Source organism: Ruminococcus flavefaciens, assembly GCF_900143025.1.
Taxonomy (GTDB): Bacteria; Bacillota; Clostridia; order Oscillospirales; family Ruminococcaceae; genus Ruminococcus; species Ruminococcus flavefaciens_I.
Map to the genome: position 1 here is coordinate 106,452 of NZ_FRCT01000008.1, position 13,376 is coordinate 119,827.

11 protein-coding genes are annotated in these 13,376 nt (G+C 42.0%); 8 read left to right on the forward strand and 3 right to left on the reverse strand.

Annotated elements, in window-relative coordinates; translation table 11 throughout:
- Positions 1-208 precede the first annotated feature (208 nt).
- Both BUB28_RS17055 and BUB28_RS10015 read left to right on the forward strand, forming a co-directional pair.
- Positions 209-379 carry a hypothetical protein gene (locus tag BUB28_RS17055; RefSeq protein ID WP_175547835.1) on the forward strand — a complete coding sequence of 57 codons (171 nt, stop codon included), beginning with the start codon at positions 209-211 and terminating at the stop codon, positions 377-379.
- Entirely contained in the window at positions 376-627 is a 252-nt protein-coding gene (locus BUB28_RS10015) for a hypothetical protein (RefSeq protein WP_242939981.1), read from the forward strand. Before BUB28_RS17055 ends, BUB28_RS10015 begins: the two co-directional genes overlap by 4 nt.
- 88 nt (positions 628-715) lie before the next feature.
- Here BUB28_RS10015 and BUB28_RS16765 read toward each other — a convergent pair whose 3' ends face one another.
- Positions 716-931, reverse strand: a complete 216-nt coding sequence (locus tag BUB28_RS16765) for a hypothetical protein (protein ID WP_207647101.1) — start codon at positions 929-931, stop codon at positions 716-718.
- Between the two features lie 184 nt (positions 932-1,115).
- Here BUB28_RS16765 and BUB28_RS10025 point away from each other — a divergent pair, with 184 nt between their 5' ends.
- Positions 1,116-1,670, forward strand: coding sequence for an RNA polymerase sigma factor (locus BUB28_RS10025; RefSeq protein ID WP_072951136.1), 555 nt, complete (start codon positions 1,116-1,118; stop codon positions 1,668-1,670).
- Positions 1,657-4,056, forward strand: a complete 2,400-nt coding sequence (locus tag BUB28_RS17060) for a hypothetical protein (protein WP_072951137.1) — start codon at positions 1,657-1,659, stop codon at positions 4,054-4,056. Before BUB28_RS10025 ends, BUB28_RS17060 begins: the two co-directional genes overlap by 14 nt.
- Positions 4,057-4,463: 407 nt before the next feature.
- Here BUB28_RS17060 and BUB28_RS10035 read toward each other — a convergent pair whose 3' ends face one another.
- Positions 4,464-5,120 carry an MATE family efflux transporter gene (locus BUB28_RS10035; RefSeq protein ID WP_242939982.1) on the reverse strand — a complete coding sequence of 219 codons (657 nt, stop codon included), beginning with the start codon at positions 5,118-5,120 and terminating at the stop codon, positions 4,464-4,466.
- Positions 5,121-5,474: 354 nt separating this feature from the next.
- Between BUB28_RS10035 and BUB28_RS10040 the strand changes: the two genes are divergently transcribed.
- Entirely contained in the window at positions 5,475-7,802 is a 2,328-nt protein-coding gene (locus BUB28_RS10040) for a beta-glucosidase (RefSeq protein WP_072951138.1), read from the forward strand.
- Between the two features lie 414 nt (positions 7,803-8,216).
- Here BUB28_RS10040 and BUB28_RS17405 read toward each other — a convergent pair whose 3' ends face one another.
- Positions 8,217-10,439: a dockerin type I repeat-containing protein gene (locus BUB28_RS17405; RefSeq protein WP_139277545.1), complete on the reverse strand. Its 2,223-nt coding sequence runs from the start codon at positions 10,437-10,439 to the stop codon at positions 8,217-8,219.
- A gap of 356 nt (positions 10,440-10,795) precedes the next feature.
- Here BUB28_RS17405 and BUB28_RS10050 point away from each other — a divergent pair, with 356 nt between their 5' ends.
- The 3 genes from BUB28_RS10050 to BUB28_RS10060 are packed head-to-tail and all read left to right on the forward strand — an operon-like array spanning position 10,796 to position 13,318.
- Positions 10,796-11,098, forward strand: coding sequence for a hypothetical protein (locus tag BUB28_RS10050; RefSeq protein WP_072951139.1), 303 nt, complete (start codon positions 10,796-10,798; stop codon positions 11,096-11,098).
- A gap of 55 nt (positions 11,099-11,153) precedes the next feature.
- Positions 11,154-12,203: a metal ABC transporter substrate-binding protein gene (locus BUB28_RS10055; RefSeq protein WP_072951140.1), complete on the forward strand. Its 1,050-nt coding sequence runs from the start codon at positions 11,154-11,156 to the stop codon at positions 12,201-12,203.
- A gap of 8 nt (positions 12,204-12,211) precedes the next feature.
- Complete coding sequence (locus BUB28_RS10060) at positions 12,212-13,318, forward strand: CobW family GTP-binding protein (RefSeq protein WP_072951141.1); 1,107 nt, start codon at positions 12,212-12,214, stop codon at positions 13,316-13,318.
- The last annotated feature ends 58 nt before the right edge of the window (positions 13,319-13,376 follow it).

Here is a 13,376-nt window from a genome sequence, read left to right on the forward strand (position 1 = left end):
CATACTCCTGTTCATCCATTTCTGAAAAAAGCCACGACGAAAAGACAGATCGTAGATCTGCCTGAAAAAGTATTGGCACAAGGTTAGAATTATGATAATCTGTAATCAAAGAGAATTAAAATGAAAGGGCCTGATGAATAGAGGATCACAGGTGAAATCGTACAGTATCTGCTGTACTGTTTTAAAAGATATGATGGGAGGGAATCATATGCAAAAACACTGTAAGAAGATCGCTGCAGGGATACTGTCAGCGGCAATGCTCGTGCCGACGGGTGTCAGTATCGCGGAGCCTGTCAGGGCTTCTGCGTTGCAGGCAGTGATACTGAGAGCTTTCTCAAGGAAAAGCTCACATATATGGGACTCACCGAAGCCGAAATGAACGAATTTATCGTATACTGGCTGCCGCTGATGGAGCATAACAAGTATAACCTAATTTCATTCCAGAGCGATGTCTATACGAACTCTGCTAAACTTAACATCACTCCCACACCTGACAGCCTGCTGCGCGTATTTATGGCGTATGTTCCCCTTGAAAATGCTGTTGAAATTGAACCGCAGCAGCTTGACACCTTTGAGAGAAAAGGCTTCACAGTCGTTGAATGGGGCGGCAGCATCAAGGCAGCTTAACAATGGTTTTGTTATTGCCTGAAAAGAATAAATAGAATAAAAATGCCTCCGTATGCTGCCGAAAGACAATATACGGAGGCATTTGATATTACTTGCTGAGTTCACGCTTTACCGAATCATATTCAATTTTAACTTCATTGTCGGGAGAGCCCGTAACAAGTGAAACCAGTATTATAGCGGCAAATGCGCAGAGGAATGCGGGAAGGAGCTCATATATAGCAAGCACTCCGCTTATAACAATGACTCCGGGAAAACCTGCAATGCTCTTCCCGTTATCCTGACCTGTATAATATCTGTCATTCAACAAATAGCATTGAATCACTGAAACTGATATGATATAATATGTACAACCGAAAGAAAGGTAAAGCAGATGAAAAACAGACATTAAATATAACTTTTCAAAAAAATTTTTTAATGGGTGCGACATTCATGATATTCCGTACGTCTAATTATCAAAGGAAATATTTCCTGTCGAAAGGAGAATAACAATGAGTGACGGTTCAGGTAGCTACAGCCGTTTTCTCTCAGGTGACAGGGACGCAATTGAGGAAGTCATAAAAGACTATAAAGATGGTCTTATATATTACATCTACAGTATTATCGGAGATATGGAGCTGTCCGAGGAAGCCGCGATCGATGTGTTCATAAAGCTTTATGTAGATAAACCTGTTTTCAACGGAAATTCCGCATTCAAGACATGGTTATATACTATAGGAAGGAACAAAGCCTTTGACATCCAGCGGAAACGCTCAAGGATAACGGAAATATCTCTCGATGGCGCTTATTCCGTCCCGACCGGGGAAAATATCGAACAGAATTACTTGCAGCAGGAGAAATGTTCAATGCTGAGACTTGCTGTGAGCAAGCTGAAACCCGAATACAGCCAGATTCTTTGTCTTATCTACTTCGAGAATTTCGATAATGCCGAAGCAGGCAAGATAATGAAAAAAAGCAGCAAGCAGATACGTGATCTGCTTTACAGAGCGAAAAATGCTCTGAAAAGAGAACTCGAAAAGGAGGATGCTGAATATGATGGACTATAAGGAAATGGCCGCTATCGTCAAGGAAAGAGGCGATGCTATTATCGCTGAAAAAGCTGAACATACACGCCGTATCCGAAAAGTATCAGTCGCTGTTTCAGGTATTGCAGCATCAGCCGCAGCCGCATTCTGTATCTGGCATCTCAAGGATTCAGCCAAATTCATTAACATGTCCCCTGATAACAGTAACATCATCGAAGATATTACAGAACCTGTTACTTCTCCGACTGCCGAAAAGGCAGCTGCTGTCTTATCAACGACAGCAAGCCATTTATCCGCAGCAGCTTCCATAACGAAAGCAGGGGCAACAGCTGTTACTTCAGCAGATGTATCCTCATCAAAAACTGCAAAAACATCTGTTAAAGCATCTGAGTCTTTCGCTGCTGTTGACAGGATTATTTCGTCAGCAGCCGTACAGACAGAATTTGTTCCTGTGGAAACTACAGAAACTGTTACAACATATGATTATGAACACCCATTAAACGAAGGGAGAATTATTATGAAACGATTTGGCGCACTTTCAACCGCCTTGCTCATGCTTCCGAATGTATCAGCTGCAAATGCTGCAGCTGCAGAGCCGTTAAAGTATACACGTACAGACAAGTATCCTGATTATATCCAGAATTTGATAACCTGCATTGAAGATTATGATCTGGATATTGACATAAACGGCGACGGTAAATTTGATATCTTTGACGCCTATGCAGTTGAACGCAATTGTTCTGACGAACTTCCTGAATATATCGTCAATAATATAAACGCCTGCGAAGAAAAGATAAATGAATTCAAGCAGGCTACAGGCTTGAATGCGAATATCTGTGATATTACGGAATACTTTGTACGTACTCAGCCGGTAAAGCTTGAATACTTTGACCCTAATTACTATATTGACAACTGTCCTGATACATATAATGAACCTGTTCCGCTTGAATATATCAGGCATGATGACGGCGATTTCGATATAATTGATTTCTACGATACAATGTTCTACGAAGAGTCGGACGGTAAGTTTGAAAGACTGAAATACCACGGCAGCGATTCCGCAGACAAGTTAATGTCGCCTATACATTATTTTATAGAATATTATCTCAAATCAGCTATGTGCTATACCAATGCATCATATAATGTAATGGCTGAGCTTATGGATAATGGCTTAGTTGATGCTGATATCGATTCAGACGGTGAGATCGGTTTTGATGACATCATGCTGCTGTATAATTTCCGGGACAAATTCTATGATGATTATTATGAGACCTGTTATGGTTACTGGGACGAAAATGATGAATATCACAGTCTGGAACCGGGGCAGGTACATGAAAGAAAGAGAACATATGACGGCTTCCTTGAGGACTATGAAGAATATATTTCTTTCCTGAAGGAAATGCCTCATTATGATGAAAAAACCGAATACACTACCAATCATCCGCTTTCAGAGAGAGAATGGGAAAAGACAACAAAATTCTATGATACCGCTTCTCAGTATTCGCTCCATTGCTTCGCTGATATTGAGCAGACGCTGTTTATATATTATATAACCAACTATACGAATTTCAGCCCTGAGATCTTTGACAGCAGTTATTATAACAGCGAGGAAAACCATTTCATCAGCTGGGATATATGGGGATATCTCTATAAATACAAGAATATTTACGAAACATACGGCGTAAACGCTGTCAGAAGCCCCGAAGACAAGCCTCTTGATCCGCGGTTCGCAAAATATGACATAGAAAAGATGTTCCCTGAGTATTATGATGCTGTCAAGAAAGGTGAGATCCCTGAGCCTGACATAAACAAGGACGGAAAGACCGACATTCAGGATTATGCATTTTTCAAGGATCTTTTTACTGAGATACCGGCGCCTGAAGCTCCTTCATACTTTATCTATGCGAAAATAGATGCACCGCAGGAAGTACGTGACGCTTTCAATAACGATTACGACTTTAACAATAACGGTGTCAGCTGTGATATCGGAGAACTTGAGTGTATAGAGCTTTACATTGCAAAGGCTGTAGGAGCTTCGGATTATAATGACATACTCGATATGCTTGACAAGTATTATGCAGAAAATCCGTCCCTTGATCCTGTTGCGATAATAAATGAAGAAATTAAAAAAATGAATGATCCGCAGACAGAAGCAGAAAAAAGCCATGAGGTAGAAAGCAAAATAATCAGCTATATGAGCTCCCTTGACCTGTTCAAAACTGTAACAGGTGATTCCAATATCGACGGAAACGTGGATATGTCCGATGTGGTATTAATAATGCAGTCTCTTTCCAATCCTGATAAATACAAACTGACTCCGCAGGGAAGAAAGAATGCCGATCACGATGACAACGGCGTTACCACCGCAGATGCACTTGCTGTACAGAAGGAACTTCTCGGCTTATAAAAACTTTTCCGTGTTCACATATTACAGCTGATCAGTGTAGACAAAGCAAAGATACTGACAAAAGAAGATATACTTGATAGAATCCTAAATGGTGAATTTTCAAGCTTTATTGAGCTGCATTCCGAGACAAGAGACGACATTATTTATATCCCGGAACTGGAAATGAAAATCAAACCATATGTCTGGGAAGTCAAGGAAAGAATAGTAAACATCAGCTTTGATATGTACAGTGATGTATTGAAAACGCGCTTTTGTGAGTTTAGTACAGGTTTGGGCCTGTTTTTTCGGGCTTGCGCGGAATTGCAGTGTGATCCCTTTGCAGAATAATTTGTCCAACCGCAGGAGAAGTGTAGGAAAAATAAAGTTGAGAATAACTATATCTTTTGTTGGAGCATGAGCCATGATTTTTATTTTTGTCGGTTATGCTGCATTTTGAAGGATATTATAACACTGATAAGCTGTGCCATTACAGTGGCAAGAGCTGCTCCCGACGCACCGAGATGAAAGACGGCAACAAATACAAGGTCGCCTAAGATATTGAACAGACAGGCTATTCCTACAGCTATAAGCGGTGTTTTAGAATCGCCCAGCCCTCTGAAGATACTGCCGAGCAGATTATATGCGGTAATTACAATAAATCCACCGCCGCATATCCTGATATAATCTGAGGTAATATCAAACGCCTCTGCCGGAGCCTGCATTATTCCGGCAAGTCCCGGTGCACCAATAACGCTTATGAGAGTGAATACAAGACCTGTTACAGCAAAGATCATAATACCTGTTCCAATGGTCTGAGCTGCGTCTTTTGGACGTTTCTGACCTATCTTCTGACCGACAGCGACTGTTATTCCCATTGAGAAGCTGACGATAAGATTAGTAAGCGTTGTTATGATCTGAGAACCTGTAGATACTGCGGATACATCTGCTGTTGTGCCGAATCGTCCTACTACAAGCAGGTCTACAGCACCATACATAGCCTGCAAAAACATAGCAAACAGAACAGGGAGCATAAATTTCATAAGTTTCGGCAATATTGCACCGCTTGTAAAATCATTGTTTTTCATTTCTATCCTCCATAAAAAAGCGGATAAAACAGCAAAGATATACTTGCTGTCCTATCCCTTTTGAAATCCGATAAATGTTTGTTTTCAAACGTTAGTATTATATCATATCACGCAATATGTGTCAATGCTATAATTGTAAAGGGATCTCGGGGAAATCTAATCAGAAAACAGCTATCTGATACAAAAAGAAGAAATATGCAGCAGTTCAAAGGGGGGCGATAACCTTGAAAACTTAACAATTGCATGATATAATGAAGAAAAACTGTCGGATCTTGAAAATGTAAGCGCTTGCAGGCGCAAGGATAACTATGTTTTTCAGAAGTTTGAGCAAAGCCGCAGAAAGGAGTATTCGATATGGAACTGACAACAGATGAACAGATAAGAATGGTAAACGGGCAGTCCTTTTTTGGAATGGGAGAATTGCCGCATAAGGGAGTTCCGCGTATTCAGATGCTTGACGGCGGAACGGGACTCAATTTTGAACAGCTGTTCGGCGATATTATGGAAAAAGCAGAGCGTCCCGAAAAAGGCACTGCTGTATTCAGAAAAGTGCTTGAAAACTTCTATCAGCCTGATTTGCTTGATACTAAGGAAGAGGTCGGTTTATACAACTGGCTCTGCGAACAGCTAAGGGCTATAATACCTGAAATGACTGCTCCCGGCTGTTATCCGCCGGGTATGCTGCTTGGTGCGACATGGGATCCCGAAACCGTTTATCAGGTAGGTCTGGCACTTGGACACGAGGCACGAGCATACGGTGTTCATGTGCTGCTCGGAACTCCGAATATAAATCTTCATCGTGATCTCAGAGCAGGACGGCTGTTTGAGGGCTACTCCGAGGATCCTTACCTTATAACAAAGCTTGCACCAGAGCTTGTCAAGGGAGTGCAGTCTCAGGAAGTTGCGGCAAATGTAAAGCATTTTGCAGCCAATAATCAGGAGACAAACCGTCAGGGGATAAATGAGATAATTTCGGAGAGAGCTCTTTATGAGCTTTATCTCCCCGGATTTGAAGCTTGCGTCAAAGCAGGCTGTGCAACTGTGATGGCTGCGTATAATAAGATAAACGGTACAGCGTGTACTGAAAACAAGTGGCTCCTGACGGAGCTTCTACGTGATGATTGGAGCTTCGAGGGACTTGTTATGAGCGACTGGGGAGCAGTTTATGATCCTGCCGCAGCAGTCAATGCAGGCTGCGATGTGAATATGCCGGGACCTGTTTCGCCCGAGCCTCTCGGAAAAGCAATTTCAGACGGAACTCTTGAACCTGAAAAGCTTGCAATATCGGCAGAACGTGCCGCTGCTCTTGCACGAAAATATGCATTGCCGCCAACAGGTCATATTGATATGGAAATGACCGATCATGCCGCCTATAAAGCCGCAGCAGAGGGTATCGTCATGCTTAAAAATTCTCCCTGCTTCGCTGACTCTGAGAAAAAATGCTGTCCGCTGTCGGTTTCTTCTAAGATAGCAATTATGGGTTCAAATGGCGGAAAATTGCTGAGCTGCGGAGAGGGGAGCGCTTGTGTCCGTACAAATCGAGCTACAGACCTATGCACGGAATTGCGCAGGCATTTTGCAGATGTTCGTTTGGGACTGTATGACGAAGCTGATACGGTCATCTATGTACTCAATATTGCAGGACAGGAGGGCAATGACCGTAAAACACTGTGTATTGATAATGAAGAAATACAGCGTATTTGCGAACTGAGCGGATATGCCGATAAGCACTATATGCGCTCAGTGCTGATACTTAATACATCGGGACCTGTTACAGGCTCGGTATTTGATTTGTGGGACGCAGTATTCTGGGTTTCGCTGCCGGGTATGCAGGGAGCTGCTGCAATTGCAGATATCCTTTGCGGAAATGTTAGTCCGTCAGGACGTTTGCCTTTGTCATTTCCGTACAGTGAGGATCATATGCCGACATATCTTAATTTTTCCGGTGACGGTATGACCGTTAACTACGGCGAGGGCGTATTTGTTGGTTATCGTTATTATGTTACGCGCCGCTGCCGCAATACCGAAGCTGATTATGCACGATTCTGTTTCGGCTGCGGACTTTCCTATTCCACGTTTGAAGTTCATGACCTGCGCGTTGAAAGCGGCGATATCGAAAACGGACTTGAATTGACAGCAGATGTGAAAAATACAGGCGAAGTTGCTGGAAAGACCGTAGTACAGGTATATGTCCATGACCCTGTATCCACGCTGACAAAGCCTGTCTGCCAGCTCTGTGCGTTTCAAAAGGTATATATCGAACCTTATCAGACGGTAACAGTGCATCTGCACGTTGACAGGCGTTCCTTTGAGAGTTGGGATCCCGATCTTCATGCATGGACTCTTGAGGACGGTGAATATGTACTGAAAGCAACAGTTGAGGACGCGAATGCTATCGACTGGAGTGATCCTTTCGGCATAATTCTGCGATATGACGGCGAATCGCCGTACAGCTGGGGTGAACATACAAGTGTCAAGGAGATATACGAAGATCATGAGTTGAAACCTGCTCTTTATCGGTTTATACAAGCTCACAGTCTTTCATGGGAGACTGTTCTCTCAACGTATCAGTATACCGCAATGGATAGTATCGGAAAGCTGCTGAATAACATGGGCTGTTCTGATAAAGCGTATGATGAGTTTATCGGCACCTTGCGTCAGATGCGGCATTTGAAACGATGACAGTATTGCATTGTCTGAAATAACATGAAAACGTCCGCTCATAACCTCGATACCCATATAGAAATTTTACACTAATTATTGAGAGAACCCCTTTTGAAAAAGGGGCTCCTCTGACGGAGGACGTCCCCTCTGTCACTGCGTGACATCTCCCCACACTGTGGGGAGTCACTCTCAAACTCTCTCCCTAAAACTTTCAGTTTTATTTTTTATCAGATAGGGCACACCCTGCATTACTTGCGGGGCTTTTTTATTTTAGTGTGCCCTATCTGAGAAAAAATCAGCTAAAAAAGTCTTTGGAAAGGGGTTCGGGGGAAAGCCTTTCTTCAGAAAGGTTTCCCCCGATAAATAGTATAAGCTTCTATATTTAGTATCAAGGTTATGAGCAGACGTTTTTTAGTTGTTTTAGATTTGATGTTATCTTATCTTGCTTCCTCCCCATTCAACGACAGTAAAGCCTTTTCTTTCAAAGGTAGGCAGCTGCTGCGGTTCGATATCCACGGCATTTTCCAGTGGAACATATGTCATGAATATGCGGAGCAGGCTGTCAGGTGCTGGAGAGATATTCAGTTTAGCAGAATTTGTATATGCATCGCCCTGGAAGGAAATGAGATTATACTTGTTATGCTCCATTAACGGCAGCCAGTATACGATGAACTCGTTCATTTCATCTTCGTTCAGTCCCATGTATGTGAGTTTTTCCCTGAGGAAACTCTCGGTATCGCTGCCTGCAACGCAGAAGCCCTTGGAGTGATCGAATCTTGTTCGGCAGTTTGCGGCGTCCCAGAACAGATATCTGTGATGTGTACCGTCAGCCTTGTTAAGAAGCTTGCCGTCAGGGTAGGCTGTTACGTTCCAGCCGTTGTTATACTTCGGATATGTTGTTGAGAGCTCTGCTTCCGTCAGTTCAAGCTCAACATGAATATCGGTCTCATGCTCAGGATATAAATAAATAACGGGCTTATCAATGTATGACTCATAAACGATAGTTGGAGTTTTATCATCGTCCGCAACTGTTTTTATCCAGCCATACTGATCATTGTAATTGGTAAATATCCATTTATCATTATTATCCTGATATCCTAATTTTGAGAGAATAGTATTCTTATAAATAATAGCTACAGGCTCATAGCTCTCATCGGGACCGGGATATAATTTCAGATCATCTGCAATAATACGTATAGGACCGCCAAAGCTTCGGTGCTCAGGTTCAACATAAGTCTTTGGGAGAGTTTCGATAAGCTTTTGTCTCATTTTGATAAGGTCAAATACATCGAGTTTATTGTCATGGCAGAAATCAGCGGACTCCCAGCTTTTAATCTCAGCATCAGCTGAGCCGAGCAGCCATTTTTGCAGCAGAACAACATCAGATACATTAAATTCCCCGTCATCGTTGACATCGCCTGTGGGGTTATATTTCAGCTTGAATATCACATCTGTGGAATCGTTGTCATATCTTGTCACGATCATGCTGTTGTTGGGCAGTATCCTTCCGCCGTAATATCCCATACTCTCAGCGTTATCGGGGAATGAATAATTCTTAGGGAGAGAGTTTTCTTCCAATCTGAAGGTGAAATTGGTTGAATTGAAATTTTTGCCTAAATTATCATCGACGATCGCAGGATTTGTTTCCATTGCGAGGATAGGTCCGGTTGCACACTCGCCATTACTGATGCTTGTCGATATATAGAGCTTTGTATCTTCAGAGAACTCTATCGGTTCATCTGTGTCACAGTCCACGGCTGAAGCTCGCATCTGTCCCGGCAAAAGTATCGTTTTGGCGTTGTTCAAAACGGCACAGTCGGCAGTCAGTGTATATGATGTCGGCTCGTCAGGATCAGGTCTTACATGGGATGTGCGTATCCATGAGATCTTTTCAATTCCGTCCTGTACAGCCTGATATAAATATATCTTGTCAATGGAGCCGTCGTCATACAGATCGGGCACCTGCATAGTGCAGTCAGAGGTCAGGAGATACTTTATGTTCTCGTATTTGTTATTGCTGTCAGGCTCCCATTTGTCACCAAACTGGTCTATCGTCATTGTACAGAACACTACATAATTATCCTTGACGGAAACTTCGCCATTTTTCTTCGTATATTCGTAATATTCGTTTGAACCGTCGGGGAGCCAGCTGAATATATCAGTTTCGGTGATATTGAGCCCCTGATCGGCTTTGAAATTATACTCAGCAATTGCAGGCGGTTTCCAATTATCATCAGTTTCCTTTACCTGTACATGGGGATCAACGATAGTAAGATCAATTTCGCCCTGCTTCTGAGGCTGATAGACAAACACATCAAAGCAAGTCTCGGTCAGCTCATGGGTGTAGATCTCATGTTTCAGTTCGGTACCCATTCCCTCAGACGGTTTCAGTTCATATCCGTATGTATCTTTACTTGCGCCTTTTCTCGCACGGTCAGGATATACAATACAGATCAGACCATTGTCGATATGCGTTGCTCCATAGGTATTTCTGAACTCTGCTGCGGAATCAAAATCAGACGGGATCCAGTCGGGGAGTGCAGCATAAACAACAGTTCCTTCTGCAATTGCAGCAGAGGAATGGGGAGTAAATGAAAGTGGGGAAATCGCGGTTGCGGCTGCTATAAAAGCAGCTGTTAGTTTCTTTAGGCTCATTATGTTCACCTGCCATTCTTCATATTTGCATATAACTGATGAGTTTCATTATACAGCGATATCTTTTCGGATACAAAAGATCATCGCATTATAAGTTTACATTTGAATTAACGTATGAAAAGGCAAAATGTGCGGCTGAAAAAGTAAACTTTTTATGAATTGCTGATTGGTACCGATAAAACTTAATAATTATCATTCCCTGAAATGAACATTATATCTTTACCTTAAAGAGCAGTTTTGTTAAAGATGTAGAATAAAACTGAAAAATATTGACAGGCAGGGGATTTGTGAATATAATAGTAAATTGAAAATGATAATCATTATCAAAATATTGTGATAATAACTGAGGTGATAAAATGGCAAGCAGAAAAAACAGAATAGTTTCATTGATAGTATTTCTGATATTCAGTTTTGTTATCCTGTCCTCAGTTATTTTTATCATTATTAACTCAGATCACAAATGCTGCGGCGAGGATTGCTGCATCTGCATTGAGATCGCAGAGTGTTTGGGTTCATTACAGGCACACGGTAATGCTGATACAGGAAATAACAGGATACTGCTTTTGCTTATCTCAGTGATCTTATCGGTAAATACGGTAATAGAAGCACATTCAAAGCATACAACTCTTGTATCCCTGAAAGTTGAATTTCTTAATTGAATGATCGGTATATTTTCAATGATACTGATTATTTAAATTCGGAGGTCCAATTATTATGTTTAAGAGATTATCAATTTTAACAGCAGGTATTATTGCCGCAGCTGTATCATTTGCAGGCTGTTCGTCTGCTGACAATAGTACAGAAAAAAGCAAATCGAAGGTAGCAGTAATGGAATCGGATCATAAAGCTGATCCTTCAGAAACAGCCGCAGATAAAGAAGGGTTCAGCATTGTATGCACCATATTCCCCGAATATGACTGGGTCAGGGAAATAATGGGAGATCATGCCGAAAATGCTGAGATATCCTATCTTCTTGACAGCGGTACAGACCTGCACAGCTATCAGCCTACTGCCGATGATATCGTGAAGATAACCACCTGTGACCTGTTCGTTTATGTGGGCGGTGAGTCTGATAAATGGGTAGAGAGTGTGCTTGAAAACTCTGAAAATCCTGATATGAAGGTAATAAACCTTATGGAGACCCTCGGTGATTCGGCAAAGGTCGAAGAACTCAAGGAAGGTATGCAGGGCGAAGAAGAGGAGGAAGATGAAGAGGAAGAGGAGGCTGAGTATGATGAGCACGTTTGGCTTTCACTGAAAAATGCAAAGCTTCTTTGTACCGAGATAGAGAAAAATATTGAAGAAATTGATCCTGCAAATGCTGCTGACTATAAGGCTGATCTTGACAGCTATATCTTAAAGCTTGATGAGCTTGACAACAGCTTCAAAACACTTATTGACGGAGCTTCCGTAAAAACTCTTGTTTTCGGCGACAGATTCCCGTTCCGTTATTTTGTTGACGATTACGGCCTTGACTATTATGCTGCATTTATCGGTTGTTCTGCTGAATCCGAAGCCAGCTTTGAGACTATAAATTTCCTTATAGATAAGGTAAAAGAGCTTGACTGTGCTACTGTTTTCACCCTTGAGAACTCAAATAAGGATATCGCAAATACGATCGTTGCAAATTCTGGCAAAAAAGATGTTAAGATAGCAGAGCTCAACTCGATTCAGTCGGTATCTAAAAATGATGTGAAGAATGGCGTAAGCTATATCGAATTAATGCAGAAGAATTACGATGTTCTGAGCAGTACATTAAAATGAGGTGCGCTATGTCAAAGAAAATACCCGTAATACTCATAACAGGATATCTTGGCTCTGGAAAGACCACGCTCATGCAAAACCTGCTGAAACAGGAACAGCGTAAAATTGCGCTTATCGTAAATGATATGGGCAGCGTGAATATAGATGCTGCTTTGCTTAACAAGAACCGTGACCGTATCGCTTCTGTTGAAATGGTTGAATTGCAGAACGGCTGTATCTGCTGTACTCTGCGCGATGAATTTATAGCTGAGATAGAGCGTATATCCAAGCTCCCTGATATAGAAGCTGTATTCGTTGAAGCATCGGGAATAAGCGAACCGTCAAATATCGCGGCTTCATTTGTGGTATATACAGAGGATAATCCCGATACCAATGTTTATCTCAGTTCTGTTGTTTCGGTCGTTGACGCTGACCGCATATATAACGAATTCCTTCGTGAGATCTCAATGGAAAATGATACAGAAGAAGGAGACATCATCAATCTTATCATTGACCAGATAGAATTCTGCAACCTTATACTCCTCAACAAGACCGATCTTCTCAGCAGGGAACAGATCGAAGAAGTGAAAGATGCAATACGTGATATCCAGTCGGAGGCTGAAATAATTCCGTGTATCAACAGTGAGATAGATGCAGACAAGATACTTCATGGCAAAGAATTCGACTATCATGCCGTGCTTGCATCATCGTCAATACAGCGTGCGCTGAATACAAATGAGCCGACAGATAAGGAAGCCTGCATGGACGAATACGGGATAACCTCTTTTGTATATGAGGAAATACGTCCGTTTGACCGTGAAAAATTTATGAGTCTGGTGGACGAATATCCGAAGGAGCTTATTCGTACAAAAGGCTATGTATGGTTTTCTGATGATGATGTGCATATACAGCTTTTTGAGCAGGCAGGAAGAAATGCAAGCGTTACGGAAATGAACGAATGGCTCGCAGCCTGCCCTCAGGAGGAGCTTGATATGATGTTTGAGAATTACCCTGATCTGAAAGATGATTGGGACGATAAATACGGTGATCGTATAAATCAGCTCGTATTTATCGGAAAAGGCTACAAAAAGGCAGATATTCTTGAAAAACTTGAAAGCTGTCTTGCAACTGCATAAATTATTCTGATAAAAACAGGCGGATACCTCGTTATGAAGTATCCGCCTGTTATGTTTT

Bases quoted from the DNA above. Each gene is read 5' to 3' on its own strand.
- BUB28_RS10015 (WP_242939981.1), top strand. From the start codon at position 376: ATGAACGAATTTATCGTATACTGGCTGCCGCTGATGGAGCATAACAAG.
- BUB28_RS10025 (WP_072951136.1), top strand. From the start codon at position 1,116: ATGAGTGACGGTTCAGGTAGCTACAGCCGTTTTCTCTCAGGTGACAGG.
- BUB28_RS10035 (WP_242939982.1), bottom strand. From the start codon at position 5,120: ATGAAAAACAATGATTTTACAAGCGGTGCAATATTGCCGAAACTTATG.
- BUB28_RS10055 (WP_072951140.1), top strand. From the start codon at position 11,154: ATGTTTAAGAGATTATCAATTTTAACAGCAGGTATTATTGCCGCAGCT.
- BUB28_RS17055 (WP_175547835.1), top strand. From the start codon at position 209: ATGCAAAAACACTGTAAGAAGATCGCTGCAGGGATACTGTCAGCGGCA.
- BUB28_RS10040 (WP_072951138.1), top strand. From the start codon at position 5,475: ATGGAACTGACAACAGATGAACAGATAAGAATGGTAAACGGGCAGTCC.
- BUB28_RS17405 (WP_139277545.1), bottom strand. From the start codon at position 10,439: ATGAGCCTAAAGAAACTAACAGCTGCTTTTATAGCAGCCGCAACCGCG.
- BUB28_RS17060 (WP_072951137.1), top strand. From the start codon at position 1,657: ATGATGGACTATAAGGAAATGGCCGCTATCGTCAAGGAAAGAGGCGAT.
- BUB28_RS10060 (WP_072951141.1), top strand. From the start codon at position 12,212: ATGTCAAAGAAAATACCCGTAATACTCATAACAGGATATCTTGGCTCT.
- BUB28_RS10050 (WP_072951139.1), top strand. From the start codon at position 10,796: ATGGCAAGCAGAAAAAACAGAATAGTTTCATTGATAGTATTTCTGATA.